Annotated in this window: 23 protein-coding genes, 1 pseudogene and 1 riboswitch; of the genes and pseudogenes, 11 read left to right on the top strand and 13 right to left on the bottom strand. The window is 70.5% G+C overall.

What is annotated here, in order from left to right:
* Position 1: 1 nt before the first annotated feature.
* On the bottom strand, positions 2 to 1,612 hold the full coding sequence (locus T398_RS11490) for an asparagine synthetase B family protein (protein ID WP_496446501.1): 1,611 nt from the start codon (positions 1,610 to 1,612) through the stop codon (positions 2 to 4).
* Between the two features lie 4 nt (positions 1,613 to 1,616).
* Positions 1,617 to 2,579, bottom strand: coding sequence for a hypothetical protein (locus tag T398_RS11495; RefSeq protein ID WP_496446503.1), 963 nt, complete (start codon positions 2,577 to 2,579; stop codon positions 1,617 to 1,619).
* Between the two features lie 365 nt (positions 2,580 to 2,944).
* Between T398_RS11495 and T398_RS11500 the strand changes: the two genes are divergently transcribed.
* Positions 2,945 to 4,684, top strand: a complete 1,740-nt coding sequence (locus T398_RS11500) for a DEAD/DEAH box helicase (RefSeq protein WP_496446505.1) — start codon at positions 2,945 to 2,947, stop codon at positions 4,682 to 4,684.
* Between the two features lie 284 nt (positions 4,685 to 4,968).
* A complete protein-coding gene (locus tag T398_RS11505) occupies positions 4,969 to 5,307 on the top strand; it encodes a histone-like nucleoid-structuring protein Lsr2 (RefSeq protein WP_496446507.1) in 339 nt (112 codons plus the stop codon).
* Between the two features lie 872 nt (positions 5,308 to 6,179).
* Here the strand turns inward: T398_RS11505 and T398_RS11510 are convergent.
* A complete protein-coding gene (locus T398_RS11510) occupies positions 6,180 to 6,794 on the bottom strand; it encodes a nitroreductase family protein (RefSeq protein WP_496446508.1) in 615 nt (204 codons plus the stop codon).
* 140 nt (positions 6,795 to 6,934) lie between these two features.
* Between T398_RS11510 and T398_RS11515 the strand changes: the two genes are divergently transcribed.
* The 3 genes from T398_RS11515 (at position 6,935) to T398_RS11525 (ending at position 8,864) form a co-directional block, all read left to right on the top strand.
* Positions 6,935 to 7,666: a helical backbone metal receptor gene (locus T398_RS11515; protein ID WP_496446634.1), complete on the top strand. Its 732-nt coding sequence runs from the start codon at positions 6,935 to 6,937 to the stop codon at positions 7,664 to 7,666.
* Positions 7,667 to 7,785: 119 nt separating this feature from the next.
* Positions 7,786 to 8,349 carry a hypothetical protein gene (locus T398_RS11520; RefSeq protein ID WP_496446510.1) on the top strand — a complete coding sequence of 188 codons (564 nt, stop codon included), beginning with the start codon at positions 7,786 to 7,788 and terminating at the stop codon, positions 8,347 to 8,349.
* A gap of 137 nt (positions 8,350 to 8,486) precedes the next feature.
* On the top strand, positions 8,487 to 8,864 hold the full coding sequence (locus T398_RS11525) for an FKBP-type peptidyl-prolyl cis-trans isomerase (RefSeq protein WP_018723430.1): 378 nt from the start codon (positions 8,487 to 8,489) through the stop codon (positions 8,862 to 8,864).
* Positions 8,865 to 8,949: 85 nt separating this feature from the next.
* Here T398_RS11525 and T398_RS11530 read toward each other — a convergent pair whose 3' ends face one another.
* The 4 genes from T398_RS11530 to pdhA form a co-directional block, all read right to left on the bottom strand.
* Complete coding sequence (locus T398_RS11530; protein ID WP_496446636.1) at positions 8,950 to 10,215, bottom strand: L,D-transpeptidase; 1,266 nt, start codon at positions 10,213 to 10,215, stop codon at positions 8,950 to 8,952.
* A 270-nt stretch (positions 10,216 to 10,485) separates the two neighbouring features.
* Positions 10,486 to 11,850 (bottom strand): dihydrolipoamide acetyltransferase family protein, encoded by a 1,365-nt coding sequence (locus tag T398_RS11535; RefSeq protein ID WP_496446511.1) that lies wholly within the window; start codon positions 11,848 to 11,850, stop codon positions 10,486 to 10,488.
* Complete coding sequence (locus T398_RS11540) at positions 11,832 to 12,839, bottom strand: alpha-ketoacid dehydrogenase subunit beta (RefSeq protein WP_496446513.1); 1,008 nt, start codon at positions 12,837 to 12,839, stop codon at positions 11,832 to 11,834. Before T398_RS11540 ends, T398_RS11535 begins: the two co-directional genes overlap by 19 nt.
* Positions 12,839 to 14,020, bottom strand: a complete 1,182-nt coding sequence (pdhA, locus tag T398_RS11545) for a pyruvate dehydrogenase (acetyl-transferring) E1 component subunit alpha (protein WP_496446515.1) — start codon at positions 14,018 to 14,020, stop codon at positions 12,839 to 12,841. The genes T398_RS11540 and pdhA overlap by 1 nt, the downstream gene beginning before the upstream one ends.
* Positions 14,021 to 14,092: 72 nt before the next feature.
* Between pdhA and T398_RS11550 the strand changes: the two genes are divergently transcribed.
* Positions 14,093 to 14,644 (top strand): Lrp/AsnC family transcriptional regulator, encoded by a 552-nt coding sequence (locus T398_RS11550; RefSeq protein ID WP_496446517.1) that lies wholly within the window; start codon positions 14,093 to 14,095, stop codon positions 14,642 to 14,644.
* Here T398_RS11550 and T398_RS11555 read toward each other — a convergent pair.
* A complete protein-coding gene (locus tag T398_RS11555) occupies positions 14,641 to 15,612 on the bottom strand; it encodes a DNA polymerase domain-containing protein (protein ID WP_496446519.1) in 972 nt (323 codons plus the stop codon). The genes T398_RS11550 and T398_RS11555 overlap by 4 nt on opposite strands.
* Positions 15,613 to 15,699: 87 nt before the next feature.
* Positions 15,700 to 16,581: a metallophosphoesterase family protein gene (locus tag T398_RS11560; RefSeq protein ID WP_496446521.1), complete on the bottom strand. Its 882-nt coding sequence runs from the start codon at positions 16,579 to 16,581 to the stop codon at positions 15,700 to 15,702.
* A 112-nt stretch (positions 16,582 to 16,693) separates the two neighbouring features.
* A riboswitch (ZMP/ZTP riboswitch) is annotated at positions 16,694 to 16,784 on the top strand.
* Between the two features lie 31 nt (positions 16,785 to 16,815).
* On the opposite strand from T398_RS11560, the gene T398_RS11565 reads away from it, so the two are divergent.
* On the top strand, positions 16,816 to 18,252 hold the full coding sequence (locus tag T398_RS11565; RefSeq protein WP_496446522.1) for a glycine hydroxymethyltransferase: 1,437 nt from the start codon (positions 16,816 to 16,818) through the stop codon (positions 18,250 to 18,252).
* Positions 18,253 to 18,276: 24 nt separating this feature from the next.
* Here T398_RS11565 and T398_RS11570 read toward each other — a convergent pair whose 3' ends face one another.
* The 3 genes from T398_RS11570 to T398_RS11580 all read right to left on the bottom strand — a co-directional run bounded on the left by T398_RS11570 (position 18,277) and on the right by T398_RS11580 (position 20,433).
* Entirely contained in the window at positions 18,277 to 19,077 is an 801-nt protein-coding gene (locus tag T398_RS11570; RefSeq protein WP_496446523.1) for a DedA family protein, read from the bottom strand.
* Between the two features lie 110 nt (positions 19,078 to 19,187).
* Complete coding sequence (locus T398_RS11575) at positions 19,188 to 20,075, bottom strand: Sco1979 family transcriptional regulator (protein ID WP_496446525.1); 888 nt, start codon at positions 20,073 to 20,075, stop codon at positions 19,188 to 19,190.
* 118 nt (positions 20,076 to 20,193) lie between these two features.
* The gene (locus T398_RS11580) at positions 20,194 to 20,433 is read right to left on the bottom strand and encodes a DUF397 domain-containing protein (protein WP_496446527.1); all 240 of its coding nucleotides are present in this window, start codon (positions 20,431 to 20,433) and stop codon (positions 20,194 to 20,196) included.
* A gap of 234 nt (positions 20,434 to 20,667) precedes the next feature.
* Between T398_RS11580 and T398_RS11585 the strand changes: the two genes are divergently transcribed.
* Positions 20,668 to 21,315, top strand: a complete 648-nt coding sequence (locus T398_RS11585; RefSeq protein ID WP_496446529.1) for a GGDEF domain-containing protein — start codon at positions 20,668 to 20,670, stop codon at positions 21,313 to 21,315.
* 104 nt (positions 21,316 to 21,419) lie between these two features.
* Here T398_RS11585 and T398_RS11590 read toward each other — a convergent pair.
* A pseudogene (locus T398_RS11590) lies at positions 21,420 to 21,800 on the bottom strand (DUF998 domain-containing protein); the annotation flags it as partial.
* A gap of 152 nt (positions 21,801 to 21,952) precedes the next feature.
* Here T398_RS11590 and T398_RS11595 point away from each other — a divergent pair.
* The 3 genes from T398_RS11595 to T398_RS11605 all read left to right on the top strand — a co-directional run bounded on the left by T398_RS11595 (position 21,953) and on the right by T398_RS11605 (position 24,699).
* Complete coding sequence (locus T398_RS11595; RefSeq protein ID WP_496446531.1) at positions 21,953 to 22,222, top strand: metal-sensitive transcriptional regulator; 270 nt, start codon at positions 21,953 to 21,955, stop codon at positions 22,220 to 22,222.
* A 135-nt stretch (positions 22,223 to 22,357) separates the two neighbouring features.
* On the top strand, positions 22,358 to 23,803 hold the full coding sequence (locus T398_RS11600; protein ID WP_496446532.1) for a rhodanese-like domain-containing protein: 1,446 nt from the start codon (positions 22,358 to 22,360) through the stop codon (positions 23,801 to 23,803).
* On the top strand, positions 23,800 to 24,699 hold the full coding sequence (locus tag T398_RS11605) for a sulfite exporter TauE/SafE family protein (RefSeq protein ID WP_496446534.1): 900 nt from the start codon (positions 23,800 to 23,802) through the stop codon (positions 24,697 to 24,699). Before T398_RS11600 ends, T398_RS11605 begins: the two co-directional genes overlap by 4 nt.
* Positions 24,700 to 24,736: the final 37 nt, after the last annotated feature.

A 24,736-nucleotide genomic window follows, 5' to 3' on the forward strand; every position in this document is an offset into this window, starting at 1 on the left:
CTCAGCCGGGCGACGGCACGTCGTCCCCCCGGCTACGCCGCGGTCCGACCAGCCGGCGCACGACCGGCAGCGCGTTCCACTTCGCCGCGCCGACCAGGTCCCGGGCGTGCTCCAGCACCGTGTGGTCCGGGCGGGCTCGGCCGGCGGCGATGGCCCGGTCCAGGTCGTTGCCGCAGTTGGTCAGCACGCGGCCGAAGTCCCGGCGCACCGGCTCGGCCAGGTCGTAGCGGAAGGAGCGGTGCAGCCGAGCGAAGACCGGTTTGTAGAGCCGGACCCGCTCGTGCAGACCGGAGGAGTACGACATCGGGTTCTTCGGTCGCCGCCGAATGTAGTCCGGCAACAGATCGGCGAAGGCGCGCCGGACGATCCACTTCTCCTGCCCCGCGCGCAGCTTCAGCCCGACCGGCAGCCGCATCGCGAGCTCGACCACGCTCGGGTCGAGGAACGGCACCCGGGCCTCCACCCCGTACGCCATGCTGGTGCGGTCGACGCGTTGCAACTCCGTACGGCCGAGATTACTGATCTTGTGCAGAAAGAGCCGATGGGCGGCCTGCGGACCGACCCGGTGGTACATCGGGTAGCCGCCGAACAACTCGTCCGAGCCGTCGCCGGTGAGCGCCACCTTGACGCCCAACTCGCGCAGCCGTCGGAAAAGCGGCACCGAGACCACCGCGTTGATGATGTCGCCATACTCGGTGAGTTCCGAAATCCGGATCGCCTCCCGGATCTGGGCCAGGCGGATGTCTCGCGGCTGCAACTCCACCACCTCGTGCGGGACCCCAAGGTCCTTCGCCAGCCGACGCGCGTAACGCAGGTCGGGGCTCTCCGGCACGCCGACGGTGACGGCCACACAGTCCGGGTGCAGCTCGCGGGCGTGTAGCAGCGCGAGTGAACTGTCCAGGCCACCGGAGAGGACCACGCCGACGGTGAGGTCGGTGTCCAGCCGCGCCCGGATGCTGTCGGTGAGGGCGGCCCGGACGAGCAGGGCGGCCTCGTCCGGGTCGTCCACGGTTGGCAGCCCCGCACCGAGGGCGAGCAGGTTGACGTACGGACGCAGGCAGGCTGCGACGTCGGCCTGCACCCAACCGTGGTGTCCGGGCGGCACCTCGATGATCGGCGCACCGAAGCCGACCAGGGCCTTGACCTCGCTCGCCACGTGCACACAGCCCGGGGTCTGGGTCCAGTACAGCGGCTTGACCCCGAGCGGATCACGCACCAGGTACGCCCGTCCGCTGGCCCGTTCGACGAGCACGAAGGCATACTCACCGCGCAGCCGGGAGACCATCGCCTCGCCCCAGTGCAGGTATCCCGCGAGTACCACCTCGGTGTCACTCACCCCACGGAAGCGGTACCCCAGGGCGGTCAACTCCGCGCGCAGCTCATGGTGGTTGAAGACCTCGCCGTTGTAGCAGAGCACCCACCGCTCGTCGGCGGATACCCAGGGTTGCACCGCCCGCTTCCGGTCCACCACCGGCAGCCGGCGCACCCCGGTGAGCAGGCCCGTCTCGGATCGGGTCTCGGTCACCGCTCCGCGGGGCTCCAGGGTGGCGAGCAGCTGTCGGAAGACAGCCGGATCGGCCTCCGGACCGAGGCTCACCGCGATCCCACCCATGCGTTCAGACCCCCAGCTCGGCTTCGTACACCCGACGCAGCCGGCTGCGCGCCCCGGGTGCCAGGCACAGGTGCCAGACATGCCCCTCGTCAACCAGGTTGACCTCGCCCGCCCGCTGCCGGCCCAGGAGCAGTTCGGCGAGGACTTCCCGGGCCCCGAAGCGGTCGAACCAGGTCATCTCCACATCCGCGGCCCAGCCGAGGCAGTGCCCGCTGGGCAGCATCGCCGCGTACCCGAGCTGACGCAGCCGGTACTGGTGCTCCGCGCTGCGTACCAGGCTGGTCACCCAGAGCGGCGGGGTACCGGTGGGGGCGTGGGCGGTGAACTCGCGGGCGATGTCGTTGAGTAGTGCCACCATCTCCCGGCGGGATCGGCGGAACCGCAACCCGGCGGTCTGTGGGGCGGCGCTGGGGCGGATTCGGCGCCGCAGCGCCCGCATCCCACGCTCGAACATCGTGGCCGGCTGTCCCTGGTAGCGGAAGCGCAGCAGGTCCCGGCGGCGCAGCCACTCCAGGTCAACCAGCTCGGTACTCTGGTTGACCTGCTCGTCGGTGCGGTAGGTGGAAGCGCCGCGCCACCACATGACGTCGATGCGCGAGAGCAGGTAGATCCGGACCAGCGCGGTAAGGTCAGCCGCGGAACTGCGCTCGCTCGGCTGGTAGCGAGCCATCTCCAACAGCAGGGTCTCGCGCGCGCCGACCAGCCCTGATGGAGTGGCATCCAGCACCGCCGCGATGGCCGGCTCACGCAGCCGCTGGTCGATCAGCACCTGCCGGGCTACGGTGCTGGCGGCCCCAGCGAGCGCACCCACCTCGATCAGCAGGTCGGCGACGGCCGCTCGGTAGGCGTCCAGGTCGGGCTCGCCAGCCGGAAGCCGACGGGACGCGTCTGCCGCCGCGCGGCGGGCGGGAGCAGCCGGGATGGACGGGCCGGGCTGCTGGCCCGGGCTTCGGCTGGGCACACGCATCGTCGGCCCCCTCTCCCGCCATCGCGCTCCAGGATGCGTCACTCTGCGTGACATCGTAATCATCCCTGGTGGGCGCTGGGTCGAATATTCCTCCCATTTCCCCGTCAAGAAGTTAAAACAGCTTGGACAGGAGCGAAGCACCAGCATGTGGACAGCTGGCCAGGGATCCGGCGGGGCCCGCAGCCCCCGCCACCCGGGTTCGCAACCACGCCGCCACCCGGGTTCGCAACCACGCCGCCACCCGGGTTCGCAACCACGCCGCCACCCGGGTTCGCAACCACGCCGCCACCCGCGGCAGCATCGGCCGACGCAATGATGTGCCGGTCGGCGAAGCGGGCCCCGAGTCGTGATGAAAGGCTTGATGCATGAGCTCCGCACCCGTTAGGCCAGACCCAGCTGCCGAACCGTTCCCTGCCGACGAGGCGACCGCCTTCGTCGACCTGGGCCTGCGCGACGAACTCCTCGCCGCGCTCGCCGCGCTCGGCTACGAGGAGCCGACGCCGATCCAGCGGGAGGCGATCCCTCCCCTGCTCGCCGGACGGGACCTACTCGGCCAGGCTGCCACGGGCACCGGCAAGACGGCCGCATTCGCCCTACCGCTACTGCAACGGATGCCCGCCGACCGGTCGACCGCCGACCCGGTGGCGCTGGTGCTGGTACCCACCCGGGAGCTGGCAGTGCAGGTCTCGGAGGCGTTCCATCGGTACGGCAAGGAACTTGGCACCCGGGTGCTGCCGATCTACGGCGGCCAGCCAATCGGCCGGCAACTGCGGGCCCTGGACGCCGGCGTGGACATCGTGGTGGCCACGCCCGGCCGAGCGCTCGACCACATCGCTCGTGGCACCCTCCGCCTGGGTGGCGTCGGCACCGTCGTGCTGGACGAGGCCGACGAGATGCTGGACATGGGCTTCGCCGAGGACATCGAGGCGATCCTGGAACACGCACCGGAACAGCGGCAGACCGTGCTGTTCTCGGCGACCATGCCGGCCCGCATCGACGGCATGGCCCGGGCATATCTGACCGACCCGATCCGCATCCTCATCGCGCGGGAGAAGCCGGTGGCGGGTGAGGCACCCCGGGTACGGCAGAGCGCGTACCTGGTGGCCCGGGCGCACAAACCCGCCGCGCTGGGCCGGGTGCTGGACGTCGAGTCCCCCACCGCGGCGATCGTCTTCTGCCGCAGCCGGGAGGAGGTCGACCGGCTCACCGAGACGATGAACGGTCGCGGATACCGGGCCGAGGCGCTGCACGGCGGGATGAGTCAGGAGCAGCGGGACCGGGTGATGGGTCGACTGCGTGCTGGCACCGCCGACTTGCTGGTCGCCACCGACGTGGCAGCGCGGGGCCTGGACGTCGAGCAGCTCAGCCACGTCGTCAACTACGACGTCCCCTCGGCGCCCGAGTCGTACGTGCACCGGATCGGCCGGGTGGGGCGAGCCGGCCGGGAGGGAGTGGCGATCACTCTCGCCGAGCCGCGGGCACACCGGATGCTCAAGACCATCGAGCGGGTCACCGGCCAACGGATCACCATCGACAAGATCCCCACCGTGGCGGACCTGCGTAACCGTCGCCTGGAGCTCACCCAGGCGGCGCTGCGGGAGAGCCTACTGGAAGACGATCTGGAGCCGTTCCGGGTGATCGTCGAGTCGCTGAGCGACGAGTTCGACCTGATGGAGGTCGCCCTCGCCGCGGTGCGCCTGGCCCACGAGGCCACCCTGCCGGGCGCGTTGGAGGAGGAAGAGGAGATCCCGCAGATCGCGGTTCGCCCACCCCGGACCGGCCGACCGGGACCGGAGGGCCGGGGGGAGCGTCGGCCGGGACGGCCCCGGAGCGCCGGCACCACCCAGGTCTTCGTCGGGCTGGGCCGGCGGGCCGGAGTCCGACCGCAGGATCTGGTCGGCGCGATCACCGGCGAGACCGGCATGAACGGACGGGACATCGGCTCGATCGAGATCGCAGACCGCTTCTCGTTGGTGGAGGTGCCGGCGGGGCTGGCCGACGAGGTGATCTCGGGCCTGCGCGGCAGCACCATCAAGGGACGCCGGGCAACCGTTCGCCGCGACCGGGACACCGACGGGGGTGACCGCCGCCGGCAGCACCGTTAGGCGGACGCGCGGTCGCCAACACCCTGGCATTGACGGAGCCTGCTACCGGTCCTCGGTTGCGGCGATCGGCTCCTCACCACCGCGTGCTTCCAAACTCCGGGCGCACCAGCCGACCAACGGTGGTCGGCAATGGTGCGCCCGAGGTGTTTTCGGTAGCCAGCATGGCGATTCGGCACCAGATTTCACCTCCCCCGAAATGAAGTCGACGCGTTTTGTTGCGAAAATGCCCGGCGATAGGTCAAACTGTGACCCACACCCCGCCCCCACACAGGGAGTAATCGGCCATGGCAAGAAAAGTAATCACGGTTCTGACCGACGACCTCGACGGCGGGAAAGCCGATCGGACCGTTGAGTTCAGCCTGGACGGCGTGGCGTACACCATCGACGTGTCCGACGAGAATGCGGGCACCCTCCGGAAGACGCTGGATCCGTATCTGAGCGCCGGCCGCAGGATCGGCCGGGGCGGCGTGGACACGTCGCGGGCGCTGCGACGGGGCACCAGCACCGGAATTGACCGGGAGCAGAACCGCGCGATCCGGGAATGGGCCGCGCAGAACGGCTACAAGATTTCGGAGCGCGGTCGCATCCCGGTGGAGGTCGTCGAGGCGTACAAGAAGCGCTGAGCGCCCGGGTACCCGCCCGAGCGGGGCCGTGCCGAGTCCGGCACGGCCCCGCTGCCTTTTCGCCGGCCAACGGCACCCGCCGCCAGTGCCGCGCCCCGCACTCACCACCATGCCTGCGGGCGGTCGCCCGACCGGGCGCGCTCCACCAGGCACCGGCACGGTTACGGAATCGACCGCGAGGGACCGGAATCGCCGGACCACCGACGGGCGCCCGGTAGCTGAATTGATCCGGGCTCGCCAACATTTGACCGTGACCGAGGCTCGGGGTCGCACCAGTCCACCACCGGACTTGGCTGCAGCCGGTACCTGCCAGTCAGTTAAGGGCCCCACATGGGCAGAGCAAGCCGACTGTCCGCATCGGCGATAGCGTGATCCCTTTTGATGAACGACAGTGACTCTACCCGCCCGACTCGATCGATGCTGGGCGATATGCTCCAAATGCTGCGCAGCAGCAATCAACCCCCGAGAGTATAGATGTCGACTGTCGGATCGCTCCCCGGGCAGACCGGTCCCCCCGCCAGATCTTCGGCCAAAATCCTCCTTCGTCGTCGCCCTCCGCATCGCCCCGGTTTACCAAGCCACTGCTGGGCCACGCGGGTTAGCGGTTTGCGGAAGGCAGTGCGGCCGGCCATCAGATGCGGCCTATAGCTCCCATGCCGGTCACATAAGGAGCATCTGGCGGCGGCACCCGGCGGCGCACTGCCGGTCGCGCCCCGAACGGTCGGTACCGAGCAGTCGACCAATGCCGGTTGCTCGCGGAGCGAGACTTTCGGCTGTTGTTCCTGGGGGAAACCGCCTGCCGAGCGCGGGGACCGCACCGCGGGTGCGGTCCCCCACCGCTCCGGTGGTCAACGATGACAACGCGCCCCAGGTCAGCGCCAGACGACCACCTCGTCCAACGGCTTGCGGGAGATGTCCGGCACGGTCGCCCCCGCCGCCGGGTAGCCGACCGGAATAATCAGGTTTCCCCGCTCCTCCGCCGGCCGGTCCAACAACTCGTTGAGGAAACGCATCGGACTCGGGGTATGGGTCAGGGTGGCGAGGCCAGCCTGGTGCAGCGCGGCGAGCAGCAGCCCGACCGCGATCCCGACCGACTCCTTGACGTAGTAGGGGCGGGGACTCTGTGGGCCGCGGTGGACCTCGAAGACGACGATCACCGCTGGGGCGGTCTCCAGGAACGGCTTGCTCGCGTCCGTTCCCAGCGGCGCCAGCGCCGACAGCCACTCCTGCGGCGCGCGCTGCTCGTAGAACACCCGCTCCTCGGCCTCTGCGGCGACGCGCAGCCGCCGCTTGAGCTCCGGTTCGGTTACCACCACGAACCGCCAGGGCTGCCGGTTCGCGCCACTCGGCGCCGAGGCTGCCGCCCGGAGGGCGTGCTCGAGCACCCCCTCCGGGACCGGCTTCTCACTGAAGTCCCGCACGGTGCGGCGCCGGACCATCGCCTCGGCGAACCCGCGTACCCGAGCCAGCGCCGCCGCAGGCGGCACGCCGTAGTCGGGGAGCGGTCGGACGGCGGGGGTTGCTCAGCACGGTTCGGCGACATCCGGCCATTGTCGGCCGCCCGGGTGGCGGTGGCCACTCCCGCGCCGGCATGATCGACGCAGCGGACCGACAGGAGGCGGAGCGGATGCGGGTGGTGTCACTGGTGCCGTCGCTGACCGAGGCGGTGGCGTTGACACTGCCCGGGGCGCTGGTCGGTGCCACCGACTGGTGCACCCACCCGATGGGGCTGGAGGTGCCCCGGGTCGGCGGCAGCAAGTACCCGGACCTGGAACGGGTCCGCGCGCTCCGGCCGGATCTGGTCCTGCTCAACGTCGAGGAGAACCGGCGTGAGGACGCCGACGCCCTGGTGGCGGCGAGGGTGCCGGTGCGGGTCACCTACCCTCGGAACGTCGATGGGGCGCTCACCGAGCTGGCCGAGCTCCTCACCGCGCTGGGTTCGCCGGGTGAGCCCGACTGGTTGGTCGCCGCCCGCCGCGCCTGGGCGGACCTACCCGAGGACCCGTCGCCGCGCCACGCCGTGGTGCCGGTCTGGCGCCGCCCGTGGGTGGCGCTGGGCCGGGACACGTTCGCCGGGGACGTGCTCCGGCGGCTGGGGCTGACCAATCTGTACGCCGACCACGCCGAGCGGTATCCGCGGCCGTCCCTGGACGAGCTACGCGGCCGGGCTCCTGCGCTGGTCGTGTTACCCGACGAGCCATACCGTTTCACTTCGGACGATGGGCCGGAGGCATTCCCCGGGCTACCGTGCGCCCTCGTCTCCGGTCGACACCTGACGTGGTACGGCCCGTCCCTGGTGGAGGCGCCCGCCGTCCTGGCCGCCCAGCTGGCGGCACCGGTCACTCACCCGGCGGGCTGACCCCACAGGCCCAAGGTCCCGGCTGGCGAACCCCACTGGACCCTGTTCGCACCCATTGCCGCTGCGATCCAATTGAAGCGCCACAGGCAGTGCGATCCGAGGCACCAGCAGGAAGGGGCGTGGAGACGATGACCGCAACGACCAAGCGGAACGCCGCCGAGACCACCAGCAACCTGAACCAGGTCGAAACCGGGCAGGGGCGAGCCGCCCGCTACGTACTGGCCGGCACCCGGCTCGCACTGGGCTGGATCTTCCTCTGGGCCTTTCTCGACAAGCTGTTCGGGCTGGGGCGGGCGACCGAAGCCGACAGCGCCTGGATCAACGGCGGCAGCCCGACGAAGGGCTTCCTGAGCTTCGGCGCGACCGGTCCGTTCACGGACTTCTACCACAGCATCGCGGGTGCGGCCTGGGCCGACTGGCTGTTCATGATCGGTCTGGCGGCCATCGGCGCCGCCCTACTGCTCGGGATCGGCATCCGGGTCGCCGCCGCGACCGGCGGACTACTCATGGTCCTGATGTGGACGGCCGTCCTGCCGCCGTCGAACAACCCGTTCATGGACGATCACCTGATCTACGCCGCGGTGCTGACGGTGATCGCCCTGCTCAACGCCGGTGACACCTGGGGTCTCGGTCGAGCCTGGGCCGGACTCCCGATCGTACGGCGGATGCCCTGGCTCCGTTGACAATCTCGGTAGCCACGTTGGCGGGCGTCACCGGTGGTGACGCCCGCCAACGTGGCTACCGCCCCCTGGAAGTCGGCCAGCGGCGATCCGGCAGGATCGGGCAGGTCAGGCAGGACCACGAAGAACAGGAGACGCTGGTGAACCAGGCAACGAAGCCCGAGGTGGGACCGATCGAGGGCGCCCCGCCGAGCGATCTCCTCGTCGAGGAGATCACCGTCGGTGAGGGAGCGGAGGCGCAGGCCGGGCAGGTCGCCCGCGTCCACTACGTCGGTGTCGCCCACTCCACGGGCCGTGAGTTCGACGCATCGTGGAACCGTGGCGAGCCGCTCGAGTTCCCCCTCGGCGGCGGACGGGTCATCGCCGGCTGGGACCAGGGTGTGGTCGGCATGCGGGTCGGCGGCCGACGGCGACTGACCATTCCGCCGCACCTCGCCTACGGCGACCGCGGGGCCGGTGGCGTCATCCGGCCGGGCGAAACGCTGGTCTTCGTCGTTGACCTGGTCGGCCTCCGCTGACCGGTCCGACCCAACCGGGACCGGGCGTTCCCTCCGGTGAACCGAGGGAACGCCCGGGGACCACTCGTCACCTCAGCACTGGCGGTCAGCCGCCGCTCACGGAGGGCTCCGGGGCAGGGGAACCGCTACCCTCGGACGGCACCGGTGCCGGGGAGCCGCCGGCCACCGCACCCGGGTTCGGGGCGGCCGGACTTGGTTTCAGGCTGGCCGGCACGGGCAGTGCGCTGCCCTTGACGTACTCCTCCCAACTCACGTTCCAGGCGGTCCAGCCGTTGCCCTCATCCAAGGTCACCTCGGTGCCCTTGATGGTCACCAGGTCGCCGACCTGGGTGACGCCCATCAGCCAGTCGGCGCTGCCGGCCGAGAGGTTGGTACAGCCGTGGGAGACGTTGCGGTACCCCTGAACTCCCTCCGACCAGGGCGCGCCGTGAAGGAACTCACCCTGCCAAGTCAACCGCTGCGCATCCTCGACATCCACCACGTACGGGTCCGCCGAGCCACGGGTGTCGAAGGTGGTGAACTCATGCTTCTCCATGATCACCATCTTCCCGCTGGAGGTCGGCGTGCTCGGCTTGCCGAGGCTCACCGGTAGCTCCCGCAGCAGCTTTCCGTCCTGGAACACCGACATCTGCTTGGTCTCGTTGTCGATCTCCAAGGCGACCTGGCGACCGATCTTCGACGTCGCCCGCTGGTCGGCGTCGCCCACGTACTCCTCACCGATCGGCAGGCCCTCCAGGGCGGCACGGAAACTGATCGTCGTACCCGGCCGCCAGAAGTCCGGCGCCCGGTAGTAGACCTGGCTGCCGTCGGACACCCAGGACCACGCCCCCGGCTGGGACGGATTGGTCCGGACAAACAAACGCCGCTGAACGGCAGCCCGGGCCTCCTCCGGAATCGGCGGATCGAACGCGACGGTCACCGGCATAGCGGTTCCGTACGTCCGGTCACCCGCGAAATACAACGTGCTGGTAATTGCCGGTTTCGTGGACTTCGGCCCGGTGGTGAAGGTGGTTTTCCGCGTGGTAGTTGTCTTACCGGAGTTTCCGGTAGCAGTCACCTCGGCCGTGTATGTCCGTTCTGGCGTTAGCGGCGTGCTCGGCACCCAGGTCGAGCCATCCTCCCGGGGCTCCCCCTTGACCTCGGCCCCCGTGTCGTCGGTGACGCGGATCGCGGTAATTGTCCCGTCCTTGACCGCGGTGCCGACCTCGGCACTGATCGGGATGTCCGTCGCCCGGTCGGCCGGCGTCACGGTCAATTCCGGCGGAGCCGGTCGGGCCTCCTCGCGCTTGCCGACGGTGCACCCGCCGAGCGCCACCGATACGGCCGCGACAGTTACCGTGAGCAGCGTCATTCGCCGCCTGAATGTCATGTGCGTACCCCCCGTTGTCGCCTCCTCCGCCATATTCTCTCCGCCGCACCAACCGGGGAACGCATTTTCGACAAATTCGGTGACGTAATTACCTCCCCATTTTCTACCTTTGCGCTTCCTGTTCCGAACCTGCCCGATCAGGTTCACCGTTCATATCCGAGCCGTTCGGGGCCGTTCGTCCGAAATTCACTCCACCGTACGGGGGAGCCCGGAACGCGGGGCCTACGGGCCCCGCGTCCTGGTCCGTCCTGGTCAGAGGTTCGCGATCAGCACCGCTGGCCGCTCGACACAGTCCGCGACCTGCCGCAGGAAGCCGCCCGCCACCTCGCCGTCGCAGACCCGATGATCAAAAGTAAGGCTGAGCTGCGTCACCTTGCGTACCGCGAGCTGCCCGTCCACCACCCACGGCTTGTCGACAATCCGCCCGACGCCGAGCAGCGCCGCCTCCGGATGGTTGATGATCGGCGTGGAGCCGTCCACCCCGAACACGCCGTAGTTGTTCAGCGTGAACGTCCCGCCGGTGAGCCGCGTCGGTGGCAGCGTGCCAGCCCGCGCCGCCGCCGTGGTCTCGGCCAGCGCGACGGCCAGCCCGGCGGTGGTGAGCCGCTGCGCGTCGCGCAGCACCGGAACCACGAGCCCTCGGTCGGTCTGCGCCGCGATGCCCAGGTGCACCCCGGCGGACTGGACGATCCGCTGCGCCCCACTGTCTACCCGAGCGTTGAGCTGGGGGAATCTTCGCAGCCCAGAGAGGCAGATCCGGGCGAGTAGCGCCAGGATGCTCACCGGTTCGGCCGGGGTGGCCGCGTTGATCGCCGCGCGGGTCTCCAGCAAGGCGGTCGCGTCGGCATCCACCCAGATCGTCACCTCGGGAATCTCCCGCCGGCTGCGGGAGAGCTTGTCGGCGATGACCTTGCGGATGCCGGTCAACGGCACGATCACATCACCGACGGCGGGCACGGCGGCCGCCGCCGACGCGGCGCTCGCGGCGGGCGCAGTGACCGGAGCCGGGGTGGCGGCCTCCACATCAGCCCGGCGAATCACGCCACCGCGGCCGCTACCACGCAGGGCGGCCAGGTCAACACCACGCTGCTTCGCCAGCCGCCGCACGATCGGCGAGATGACCCGAACGCTCACACCGGCTGGACCAAGGCCGCCACTCGGGGCAGTGCCGGTCGGTACGGCGCCACTCGGGGCAGTGCCGGTCGGTGCGGCCCGGGCAACCCGAGGCCGGCGTCGGCGAGCCGCTCCGCCGTGGCCAGTCCCATACCCGATCAAGACGTTGCCGGAGCCATCCTGCTCCGACTCGTGGTCTACCGCAGGCCCGCCGGAGCCCCAAGGAGCACCATCCGCCTCGACCGCCTCCAGCGACGCGATGGTGATCAAGGGCTGGCCGACCGGCCGCACCTCGCCCGCCGTGCCGTGCAGGGCCACCACCCGTCCGGCGTACGGACAGGGCACATCGACCACCGCCTTGGCGGTCTCCACTTCCACGACGGCCTGGTCCACCGTCACCGTGTCGCCCACGGCGACCCGCCACTCGACGATCTCCGCCTCGCTCAGCCCTTCCCCGAGATCCGGCAGGAGGAAGACTCGCTCACTCATCCGACCGTCACCCACCGCTCGTCGGGCTGGTCGTCCCACTGGAGGCGAGCCACCGTATCGAGCACCCGGTCCACCGACGGCAGGTGGGTGTGCTCCAGCATCGGCGCCGGGTACGGGATGTCCAACCCGGTAACCCGCAGCACCGGCGCGTGCAGGGAGTGGAAGCAACGCTCCTGCACCCGCGCGGCGATCTCCGCGCCGACCCCGGCAAAGCCCTGGGCCTCGTGGACCACCACGCACCGACCCGTTTTCCGCACCGACGCCGCGATCGTGCCGTCGTCGAACGGCACGATCGTCCGCACGTCAACAACTTCAAGATCCCGGCCCTCCGCCTGGGCTGCCTCGGCAGCAGCCAGGGCCACCGGCACCGCCGGCCCGTACGCGACCAGGGTGGCGTCAGTGCCCGGACGGCGTACGACGGCGCGGCCGAACGGCTCGGTCCGAACCGGCAGCTGCGCCTCGGCGCTGGCGAAGTAGAGCTTCTTCGGCTCCAGGAAGATAACCGGGTCCGGATCGTCGATCGCCGAACGCAGCAGCGAGTAGGCATCAACAACGGTGGCCGGGGTGACGACCTTCAGACCGGGGGTGTGCGCGTAGTACGCCTCCGAGGAGTCACAGTGGTGCTCCACCCCGCCGATGCCACCGGCGTACGGGATCCGGATGACGATCGGCGCGGTCAGCGCGCTTCGGGTACGGTTGCGCAGCTTCGCCACGTGCGAGGCGATCTGCTCGAAGGCCGGGTACCCGAACGCGTCGAACTGCAGCTCCACCACCGGCCGGAGCCCGGACATGGCGAGGCCGACCGCAAAGCCGACGATGCCGGCCTCGGCGAGCGGAGTGTCGAAACAGCGCTTGTCGCCGAAGCGGGCCGCCAGCCCGTCGGTGATCCGGAAGACGCCGCCGAGTTGGCCGACGTCCTCGCCGAAGACGACCACCCGATCGTCGTCGAGCATCGCGTCGGCGAGCGCGGCGTTGAGCGCCTTCGCCATGGTCATGCCTGCCATCACCCGGCTCCCTCCTGGTCGGCGGCCAACTCGGCGCGAACCTGCGCCCGCTGTTCGACCAGCTGCGGCGTTGGTTCGGCGTAGACGTGGTCGAAGAGCGTCAACGGGTCAACGGTCGGCTTGTCGTGCATCCGCTCGCGCAGGTCGGCCGCGTACTCCTCGGCCTGCGCGGCCACCCGCGCCACGGTGGTGTCGTCCAACGCCCCCCGGTCCCGCAGGTAGGTCTCCAGCCGAACGACCGGGTCCCGGTCCTGCCAACTCGCCACCTCATCGGCGTCCCGGTAGCGGGCGGCGTCGTCGGCGTTGGTGTGCGGCTCCATCCGGTAGGTGTGCGCCTCCACCAGGAAGGGGCCGTGGCCAGCACGGGCGTGCGCCACGGCCCGGGTGAGCACCGCGAGGACGGCGACCGGGTCGTTGCCGTCGACCCGCTCACTGGGCACGCCGTACCCGACGCCCTTGTACGCGAGACTGGGTGCGGCGGTCTGCCGGGACAGCGGCACGCTGATCGCGTACTCGTTGTTCTGGATGAAGTAGACGACCGGCGCCTTGAAGACGGCCGCGAAGTTGACCCCCTCGTGGAAGTCACCCTCGCTGGTGGCGCCGTCGCCGAGAAAGGCCAGTGCCACCGTGTCCCGGCCCTGGTACGCCTCGCCGTAGGCGAGGCCGGCGGCGTGCACGCACTGGGTGGCCAACGGGGTGCACTGCGGGGCGGTACGCCGGACGGCCGGATCGTAGCCACAGTGCCAGTCGCCGCGCAGCAGGGTCAGTACCTCGACGGGGTCGATCCCCCGGGCGGTCAACGCCATCGACTCGCGATAGGTCGGGAACACCCAGTCCTCGTCGCGCAGCGCGAGGACCGCGCCGACCTGACATGCCTCCTGGCCCCGAGCCGACGGGTAGACGGCGAGCCGACCCTGTTTGGTCAGGGCGGTGGCCTGCAGGTCGAAGCGACGGCCGAGCACCATCCGGCGATACAGCTCGACCAGCGCCTCCACCGGGGGCACCGGGTAGTCGGGGTGCGCCGGCAGCGAGGTGCCAGCGGGATCGAGCAGGCGAATCTGCTCGGTGGTGGGCAGGAACGGGCGGGCCGGGTCCGGCGGCGCAGCCGGCCGAGACTTTCGGCGAACCGCCCGGGATGTGGTCGTCACGGCGGGTACCTCCTGGACATCTGGTGCGCCCATGCTCCTGTGGTCGGATGGTTGACTCAAGAACCGGCGAAAACGCAGGATGGTTGGCCTAGAGGAGGTGCCGCGATGAGCCAAGAGTCCGGTCCAGGTAGGGCCGCGGCGACCGGGCCGGGACGATCGGCCCGGCCGCTGGACGATGTGGACCGCCGCATCCTGGCCGAGTTGGTCCGGGACGGACGCACGTCGGTGCGGACGCTCGCCGCACGCCTGCACATCTCCCGAACCAACGCGTACGCCCGGATGGAGCGGTTACTGCGCGACGGTGTGGTCACCGGCTTTCAGGCCCGGGTGGCACCGGAGGCCGCCGGCTTGGGTACCTCGGCGTACATCGCCATCACCATCGAACAGAACACCTGGCGGGAGGTCTCGGCGGAGCTGGCCCAGGTGCGCTACCTGGAGCACGCCGCGCTGGTCGGCGGCGAGCACGACGTACTCGCGCTGGTCCGGGCCCCGGACAACGCCACGCTGCGAGACGTGGTGCTGACCCGGGTGCAGAGCATCCCCGGGGTGCTCTCCAGCCGCACCTGGCTGGTCTTCCACGAGTTCGACGGCGAGACGTCACCCTGGGGCCCGGCCGCGCCCCCTCCGTCTCCCGGACCCAGGCGCCCGGGACCCTAACGCTCCGGTGGCGCCGCCAGCTTCTCCCGGTCGGCCAACTCCAGCAACGGCTCCAGCGAATACGCCCGTTCGTCCAGGCCCGCGTGTGGATCTCCATGCTCGGCGAAGCGGGTCGGCATCGTGGTGATGTCGAAGTCCTCCGGCTGGGCATCGTCCAGCTCGGTCCAGGCCACCGGGGCGGAGACCAGCGCCGCCGGGGTGGGCCGGATCGAGTACGCCGAGGCCATCGTGTGGTCCCGGGCCATCTGGTTGTAGTCGACGAAGACCGGCCGGTCCCGCTGTTCCCGCCACCAGGTGGTGGTGACCAGGTCGGGCCGACGGCGCTGGATCTCCCGACCCAACGCCAGCACCGCCCGGCGGCAGTCACCGAAGCCCCACCGTGGCTCGATGGTGAGGTAGACGTGCAACCCTCGCCCCCCGGTGGTCTTCGGGTATCCCACCAGCCCGAGCTCGTCGAGGAACGCGCGGACCTCGTGCGCCACCGGGACCACCTGGTCGAACCCGACCCCGGGTAGCGGATCCAGGTCGATGCGGAGCTGGTCTGGTCGCTCGACGTCAGGTCGGGACACCGGCCACGGGTGGAACCGGAGCGTGCCGAGGTTGACCGCCCAGGCCACCACAGCCAGCTCACTGGGCGCGAGCTCGTCCGCGCTCCGACCGCTCGGGAACGTCAGGTGCGCGGTGCGAACCCAGTCAGGAGCGCCCGCCGGCAGCCGCTTCTGGAAAAAGGCGTCCCCGCGGTTGTCCGCCCGCGTCGCGATCCTGGCACCGGCGAAGACGCCGCGCGGCCACCGCTCAAGCATCGTCGGCCGGTCCCGCAGGGCGCGCAGGATGCCCCCGCCGACGGCCAGGAAGTAGTGCACCACATCGAGCTTGGTCAGCCCCAACTCGGCGAAGTAGGGCTTGTCCGGGTTGGTGACGCGCACCAGCCGCCGTCCCACCCGGATCTGCTCGGCCGGCGTCGCCACGCCCACACCGTAGCCGTGATCCGCCGCGCGCACCGGGTCGGACGCGCATCGCCGCACGGATCCGGTAGCCCCCGGCGAAGGAACGGGCTACCAGGCGGTCGGTGGCAACCCGGCCGGCGCCGGTAGGATCCGGCGCGGCTGCCCCGGCGGCCCGCCCCGGCGCCGCCACTCCCGGGGGTAGCCCACCGACACCTCCTCGAAGCGCACCCCGTCGTACCAGGTGGTGCGCGGGATGTGGAGGTGGCCATAGACCACCGCGGCGGCGTCGAAACGCCGATGCCAGTCGGCCGTCGCCTCGGTGCCGCACCACTGCGCGAAGATCGGATAGCGGAGAATGCGGGTGGGCTCACGACGCAGCGGCCAGTGGTTCATCAGGACCATCGGCAGCGCCGGGTCCCGCTCCGCCAGCCGCCGGGCCGTCTCGGCGATCCGGGCGGCGCACCAGGCCGACCGGCTCTCGTACGGGTCAGGGTGCAGCAGGTACTCATCGGTGCAGACGATCCCGGTCCGGTGCGCCTCGGCGAGCGCCGCCTGCGACGTGTCGAGGCCCTCCGGGCGCCAGCTGTAGTCGTAGAGCAGGAACAGCGGTGCCACGGTGACCGGGCCGCCGGGCCCCTCCCACACCGGGTACGGGTCCTCCGGTGTGACGACGCCGAGCTCCCGGCAGAGCTCGACCAGGTGGGCGTAGCGGGCGGCACCCCGCAGCGGCACCGGGTCGGCTGGCAGGCTCCACAGCTCGTGGTTGCCGGGCGACCAGAGCACCTTCGCGAACCGGGCAGCCAGCAGCCGCAGCGCCCATTCGACCTGCGCGATCGTGTCTCCCACGTCGCCGGCGACCAGCAGCCAGTCCGCCGGCGACTCCGGGCGGAGCTGCTCGACAACCGTCCGGTTCTCCGCGTGCCGTACGTGCAGATCACTGATTGCGAGCAGACTTCCCCGACCGTCCGCCCCCTCGCCCGGCCCCGTCATGTTCCGATCCTAGCCGCGCTCCCCATCGCCGTCGATCTTCGATCCGGCGCGGCCCCGCCGAGCACGGCGGAGGAACGTCGGCCGGGCGCTGCACCGCGAACCCGGTAGGATCCCCTCGGGTCGGGACTGGCGCGATTTGGGATGGAGCACCATCGGGGAACGGCCCATCACACGGACGCACGCCGAGCGCCTGGGCCTCCACACGTCCACCGGGAACGTTCACCAGGAGGTCACATGTCGGGTAACGCCGAGTCCACCGCCTATCGCAGCGCCCTCGAGGTGATCGGTGCCGTCGAGCCGCGGGTGGCCACCGCCATCCGCGCCGAGTTGGCCGACCAGCGTGAGTCGCTCAAGCTGATCGCCAGCGAGAACTACGCCTCCCCCGCGACGCTGCTGGCCATGGGCAACTGGTTCAGCGACAAGTACGCCGAAGGTACGGTCGGCCGTCGCTTCTACGCCGGCTGCCAGAACGTCGACACCGTCGAGGCGCTGGCCGCCGAGCACGCCCGGGAGTTGTTCGGAGCGCCGTACGCCTACGTACAGCCGCACTCGGGGATCGACGCCAACCTGGTCGCCTTCTGGGCGGTCCTCGCCGACCGGGTCGAGTCGCCCGCGCTCAGGCGCGCCCAGGCCCGGCATGTCAACGACCTCACCGAGGCCGACTGGTTCGCCCTGCGCCGTGAGTTGGGCAACCAGCGAATGCTGGGCATGTCGCTGGACGCGGGAGGTCACCTCACCCACGGCTTCCGGCCGAACATCTCCGGCAAGATGTTCGACCAGCGCAGCTACGGCACCGACCCGGAGACCGGGCTGATCGACTACGACCGGGTCGCCGAGGCGGCCCGCGAGTTCAAGCCGCTGATCCTCGTCGGCGGCTACTCGGCGTACCCCCGGAAGGTCAACTTCCGGATCCTGCGGGAGATCGCCGACTCGGTCGGTGCGACGTTCATGGTGGACATGGCCCACTTCGCCGGGCTGGTCGCCGGCAAGGTCTTCACCGGTGACTTCGACCCGGTTCCGCACGCGCACATCGTGACCTCCACCACGCACAAGTCGCTACGCGGGCCCCGCGGCGGCCTGGTGCTCTGCGGTCCAGAGCTCGCCGAGCAGGTCGACCGGGGCTGCCCGATGGTGCTCGGCGGCCCGCTGCCGCAGGTGATGGCCGCCAAGGCGGTCGCGCTCGCCGAGGCCCGGCGGCCCGACTTCGTCGACTACGCCGGGCGAATCGTCGTCAACGCGCAGGCCCTGGCCGACGGGTTGCAGCGACGGGGCGCGAAGCTGGTCACCGGCGGGACCGACAACCACCTGGCGCTGATCGACGTGACCGGGTACAGGCTCACCGGTCGGCAGGCCGAGCAGGCGCTGCTCGACTCAGGCATCGTCACCAACCGCAACGCGATCCCGCAGGACCCGAACGGCGCCTGGTACACCTCCGGGATCCGGGTCGGCACGCCGGCGTTGACCACCCGGGGCTTCGGCACCGCGGAGTTGGACGCCACTGCCGAGCTGATCCACACCGTCCTGAGCCGGACCGCACCCGGGACGAACGCCGACGGCACCGCCTCGAAGGCGAAGTACGTGCTGGACCCGGGCGTCGCCGACCGGGTCAGCAAGCAGGCCAGCGACCTGCTCACCGGCTTCCCCCTCTACCCCGCCATCGACCTCGGCTAGCCCGCCGGCGCCTCGATCGGACTGTCAGCTCACGGTGGTGTCCTCGGACCAGCTACTCCGGTAGAGGGTTCCCCGGCCCTGCGGGTCGGGGACACCATCGACGGGCGGCAGCGGCGCGGGGAACTCGTCCTCCGGCCCGTTGGGCTGCACTCCCCCGGCCATCCGGGACCGGCGGAGCCGGGTGACGACGAACCAGACGAGCCCCGCCACGCAGGCCAGGATGACGATGTTCTGGAGCACACCGGCGTACTCCTCGACCAGGTGCCAGTTGTCCCCGAGCAGGTAGCCGGCCATGACGAAGGTGGTGTTCCAGATCAGACTGCCCAAAGTGGTGTAGACGACGAAGGTCCACACCGGCATCCGCTCCACCCCGGCCGGAATCGAGATCATGCTTCGGAAGATCGGAATCATCCGGCCAAAGAACACCGCTTTGACGCCGTGCCGGAGAAACCACTCTTCGGTCTTGTCGACGTCGCTCAGCTTCACCAGCGGAACCCGGGCGGCGATGGCCCGCATCCGGTCCCGCCCCAATGCCGCACCGATGTAGTACAGCGCGAGCGCACCCACCAGGGAGCCCAACGTGGTCCAGAAGATCGCGCTGATGACGCTCATCCGTCCCTGGCCGGCAACGAACCCGGCCAGTGGAAGGATCACCTCGCTGGGGATCGGTGGAAAGAGGTTCTCCAGCGCCACGGCGAGGCCGGCGCCGGGCCCGCCCAGCCGCTCCACCAGACCGATCACGTGCCCGACCAGGCCGTCCTGAGGGGGTTCGGCCTGGCTGGCGGTGGTACTGGCGGCGAGGAGGGCGTGCACGGTTCGAGGCATGGGCTATACGGTACGAACTCCACCTGTGTGCACACCCAGCCGGTCGGCCTGTGCACACCCAGCCGGTCGGCGCCTTCCCAGACGACGAGATCAGGTGGGTCCGCGCCGAGTCAGCCCGAGGGTAGTTCGGCCAGGATCCGGCCGAGCAGTTCCGGCGTACGCTCTGGCGGCTCCGCCTCCACGCAGAGCCGCTCCATCGCCAACGCGTAGAACTCCAGATCTTCCCGCTTGTCGAGGTAGAGGGCGCTGGTGAGCTGCTCAATGTAGACCACGTCGGGCAGTTCCTGGTCACTGAAGCGGAGAATGGTGAAGGCGCCGCCCGCGGCGGCATGCCCGCCGGCGGCGAACGGTACGACCTGGAGCCGCACGTTCGGCAACCTTGTCGCCTCGATCAGCGCTGAAACCTGCTGCCGCATGACCGCCGCGCCGCCGATCGGCCGGCGCAGGGCCGCTTCGTCCACCACGGCCCACAGCTGTGGCGGATCCGCCCCGTGCAGCACCTGCTGCCGCCGCATCCGCAGCGCTACCCGACGGTCAATCTCCGCGGAGGCGGCACGGCTGTGCCCTAGGAGCACGACGGCCCGGGCGTACTCCTCGGTCTGGAGCAGGCCGGGCACGAACTGGAGCTCGTACGTGCGGATCCGGGTAGCCGCTGCCTCCAGCCCGAGGTATGCCTGGAACCAGGACGGCAGCACGTCCCCGTACCGGTGCCACCAACCGGGGCTGTTCGCGTCCCGGGCCAGGCGGAGCAGGGCTTCCCGCTCCGTTGGGTCGGTGATGCCATAGAGGGTCAGCAGATCCGCGACGTCGCGCTCCTTGAAACCGACCCGTCCCAGCTCCATTCTGCTGATCTTCGACTCGGAGGCCCGAATCTCCCAGCCCGCACCCTCCCGGGTGACCCCGCAGGACTCGCGTAGCCGGCGCAGCTGCCCGCCGAGCATCATCCGTAGGACGGTTGGGCCAGCCGATGACCCCCCCTCAACGGGTACCGTCGCCACTGTCGCCCCTCCGTCTACTGGACGCGCCCGGGCCGGACCTGACCCGGTCGCCGGGTCAGCATGTCATGGCCCGGCGGTGAGGGGAATCGGTCCCGGCGGCGCGGCGCGGATCAGTAGATTAGTGGATGAAGTGATCGAAGTCACCATCCCTGGCCCCCAGCACGAAGGCTGCGATCTCGTCCACGGTGTAGATCAGAGCGGGGCCGTCGGGATGCCGCGAGTTGCGCACCGCGATGCCCGCACCATCCGGAAGTTCGGCCAGCTCGACGCAGTTGCCACTGGGGTTACTACGGCGACTCTTCTGCCACCGCAGCGGCGGTAGCTCGGGAGCGGGAACGCCATTCGATAGCGGCTGCATGTGCGCCCTTCTCGTCATGCATCCGTCCACACCGCGGCCCGGACGAGTGCGTGTGGACGGAGAGGCTCCTGCACGTGCATCTGCTATTGCATCTGCATCGGACAACGAGCATGATAGCCGACGGGAGTGGTGTCGATCCGCTTACCGTAAGTCACCTTTACTGGGCGGCTAGCAGGGCAGACACGGGTCGGTGACCGTCGGCAATGCCGGGGCATCGGCATGACGGGAGGACTCATGCCGGATCCGCTGACGATCGCGTCCGGCGTCTGCGCCGCGGGCGCCCTCATCTCCTCCTGGCAGCTGCACCGCCGGGCGGTGCAGGCCGAGACGGAGATCGCCGTCCTCCAGGCCGAGCTCGCCGCCGAGCGCCACGCGGCCAGCCACGACCCACTCACCGGCCTGCCCAACCGGCGAGCCTTTCATCGGCTGGCCGCCGCCCTGCTGACCCGAGCCGACGGGCGACCACTGATCGCCGTCGTCCTCGATCTCGACGACTTCAAACAGATCAACGATCGGTACGGACACGCCGCCGGCGACCAGGTACTGGTCCACGTCGCCCAGCGGCTCGCCGACTTCGCGGGAGACGACCCGGTCGCCCGACTCGGCGGGGATGAGTTCGCCGGGCTGCTCACCGCCCCCGAGGTCGAGCGGCGGTGGCTTGAGCACGCCACCCGCCGGCTGCACGAGCTCCTCGCCGCGCCGATCCGGCTGCACTCCGCAAGCGTGCGGGTGACCGCCTCGGTCGGATTGGCGCCGGTCACCTGCCCCGCCCAGCTCTCCGAGGCGTTGGACCGGGCCGACGCCGCGATGTACCGCGCGAAGAGCATCGACTCGCCCCACCTCCGCCAGCTGCTCGACAGCGCGAGCGGCGGCGACCGCTGACCAAACGGCCACCTGCCCGGTGGTCGTCACGCGACCGGTCGTCAGGTGGCCTGGCGACGGGTGGCCTGGCGACGGGTGGCCTGGCGACGGGTGGCCTGGCGACGTGCCGCCGCGAGAAACACCAGCCAACCGGCGACCGTGTGGGCGTTGACCACCGCCATGGGGGCCGGACGCCCGTCCACCCACCGGTCGGGAAAGGCGGCCACCGCGATGGTGGCGACGCCGGAGAAGGCGAGCATCAGACGGCCCGCCATCCGCACCGTGCGCAGGCCAACGGCGGACAGCACGACACAGAGGCCGGCGCCGAGAACAAACAGGGTCATCACCCAACGGTGACTGGCACCGTGCGCGGCGAGTTGACTGATCGAGCAGCTGACCTGGTCGAAGCCGCACGGCTGGAGGTTGGCCGCGACCGCCGCGCCGCCGATCAACAGCAGCGGGGCCAGGAGGGCGGTGATCACGGTCCAGCCGGGCACGGTCGCCATGGAGCCATCATGCGACGAGGAGCAGCACCCCACCCGAAATCTGGGGATCTGACCGGGATCTCGCTTTGCGCACAGCCCTTTGAAGAGATGGAAGGTGGCGATCAGGATGAACGGCATACCCCCGGGGGTATCGTGGGTGATGGAGGTGCCAGATGAAGCTTCGACCCGAGATGACCGGTGATGCGCTGACCCGGCTCAAGCGAGCCCGCGGCCAACTCAACGCTGTGATCGACATGATGGAGGACGGTCAGGACTGCCGGGAGGTGCTGACCCAGCTCGCCGCGGTGTCGAAGGCCGTCGACCGGGCTGGCTACAAAATCATCGCGTCGGGCATGCGGCACTGCACCACCGCCCGGAAACAGGGCGCGGAACCCGAGATGACCGAGGAGGAGCTGGAGAAGCTCTTCCTCGCCCTGGCCTGAGTCAACCGAGAACCAACCCTCCGGCCGCATCCCGGCGACCGGAGGGGGTAACCGCACGCCAACCGAAAGACACCCACCCACCTGCCCGCAGCATACCCCCCGGGGTATAGGTTTTGCCCTGAAAGGAGCACGACGGTGACGTTCAACGTGTCGGTCCTCACGACCTCATCACTGGGCGACCGCAGTTACCTGGCCACCGACGGTCAGGTGGCGGTCGTCGTTGACCCACAGCGTGACATCGACCGAATCCTGTACCTCGCCGGAGGGGCGGGGGTCCGCATCACCCATGTGGTCGAGACGCACATTCACAACGACTACGTCTCCGGCGGGCTCGACCTGGCTCGGGTCACCGGAGCCCACTACCTGGTCGCCGCGGCCGAGCGGGTCGAATTCGAACGCCTGCCGGTCACCGACGGCGACACCCTGGCGGTCTCCGACACGATGCGCCTACGGGTTACCGCCACCCCCGGCCACACCTTCCACCACCTGTCCTACGTCCTGGACTACGCGAACGATGGCGACTGGCAACCAGGGGGAGTCTTCACCGGCGGCTCACTCCTCTTCGGCACCACCGGCCGCACTGACCTGCTCGGCCAGCAACACGCCCACGAACTGGCCCACCACCAGCACACCTCCGCCCGACGGCTGGCAGACCTGCTGCCCGACGGCGCCGAGGTGTGGCCGACCCACGGGTTCGGCAGCTTCTGCTCCGCCAGCCAGACCGACGCCCCGGAGTCGACCATCGGCCGGGAGAAGGAGGTTAACCCGGTGCTCCGGCTGGCCGCCGACGACTTCATCACCGAAACCCTCTCCGGGTTGGACGCCTACCCGGCCTACTACGCCCACACGGGCGTTACGAACCTCAACGGTCCGGCACCGGTGAACCTCACCCCGGTCGCCCGCGTCGACGCCGCCGAGCTACGTCGGCGGGTCAATGCCGGGGAGTGGGTGGTTGACCTACGGCACCGCAGGGCGTACGCCGCCGCCCATCTGGTCGGTACGGTCAGCCTCGGCCTGGACGGAGCGATGTCCACCTGGCTCGGCTGGCTCATCAGCTGGGGCACACCGGTCACCCTGCTCGCCGAGACCTCCGCGCAGATCGCCGAGGCACAGCGCGAACTAGTACGCATCGGCATCGACCGGCCGGCTGGCCAGGCCACCGGCGAGGCCGAGCGGTGGGCGGCCGACCCCGAACAGCTACGGAAGCTACCGCTGGCCGACTTCGCCGCGCTGGCCGCCGCCCGTGCCGGGCGGCTCCCCACCGGGCTGCCCACCCCCGACGTGGTGCTCGACGTGCGAATGGCCAACGAGTGGACCGCAGGGCATCTCGCCGGCGCCGTACACCTGCCCCTACCCGAGCTTCCCCGGCGTCTCGCCGACCTGCCCACCGGTGCGGTCTGGGTGCACTGCGGCTCCGGCTATCGGGCCACCGCCGCCGGATCGCTGTTGGCGAACGCCGGCCGCGTCGTGGTCGTCATCGACGACCGATTCGCAGCGGCCGAGGCGGCCGGAATCACCCTGGTCGGCGCGGAAGCTACCCGCACCCCCCACGACGACGCACCAACCGGACGGCGGTCGTGACGGTCAGCCTCATCCTGACCGTCGGGCTGGCCGTCCTGATCGGGCTCAGCCTCGGCCTACTCGGCGGGGGCGGCTCCATCCTCGCCGTACCGCTGCTGGTCTACGTCGCCGACCTGCCCGCGAAGGAGGCGATCGCCACCTCGCTGCTGGTGGTCGGCGTGACCAGCGCGGTCGGCGTGCTACCGCACGCCCGCGCCGGACGGATCCGCTGGCGTACCGGCCTGCTCTTCGGGACCGCCGGCATGGCCGGGGCCTACGTCGGCGGCCGGCTGGCCGCATTCGTCCCGGCGGCGGTCCTGCTCACCGGCTTCGGGGTGATGATGCTCGCCACCGCGACCGCGATGATCCGTGGTCGCCGTGGCCCCGGCGGGTCGAGGGTGCCACGAGAGCTCCCGGTGCGGCGGGTCCTACTGGACGGCGTCGTGGTCGGCCTGGTCACCGGCATCGTCGGCGCGGGTGGCGGCTTCCTGGTGGTGCCCGCACTCACGCTGCTCGGTGGCCTGCCGATGTCGGTCGCCGCCGGCACCTCACTGGTCGTCATTGCAATGAAGTCGTTCGCGGCTCTGGCCGGGTTCCTGTCCAGCGTCAGCATCGACTGGGGCCTGGCCGCCGCGGTCACCACCGCCGCGGTCGCCGGCAGCCTCGCCGGCGCCCGACTGGCCGGCCGGGTACCGGAAGCCGTGCTCCGCCGGACCTTCGGCGGATTCGTGGCGGTCGCGGGGGTGTTCATGCTGGTCCAGCAGGTGCCCGGAGATGGCCGGGTCAAGCTCCTGGTAGCCGCCCTCGCCAGCGCCCTCGCGGCGGGGGCGCTGCTGGTCGCCGGGCGCCGCCGCAGACCCGCCGGGACGACCGGGCCGGCGCACCGTGCCGCACCGGATCACCAGGCGGAGCGCTGACCAGGCGGGCAGGAACTCGCCGGTTTCGGCCCGGCAT

The sequence above is a fragment of the Salinispora goodfellowii genome (assembly GCF_059570675.1).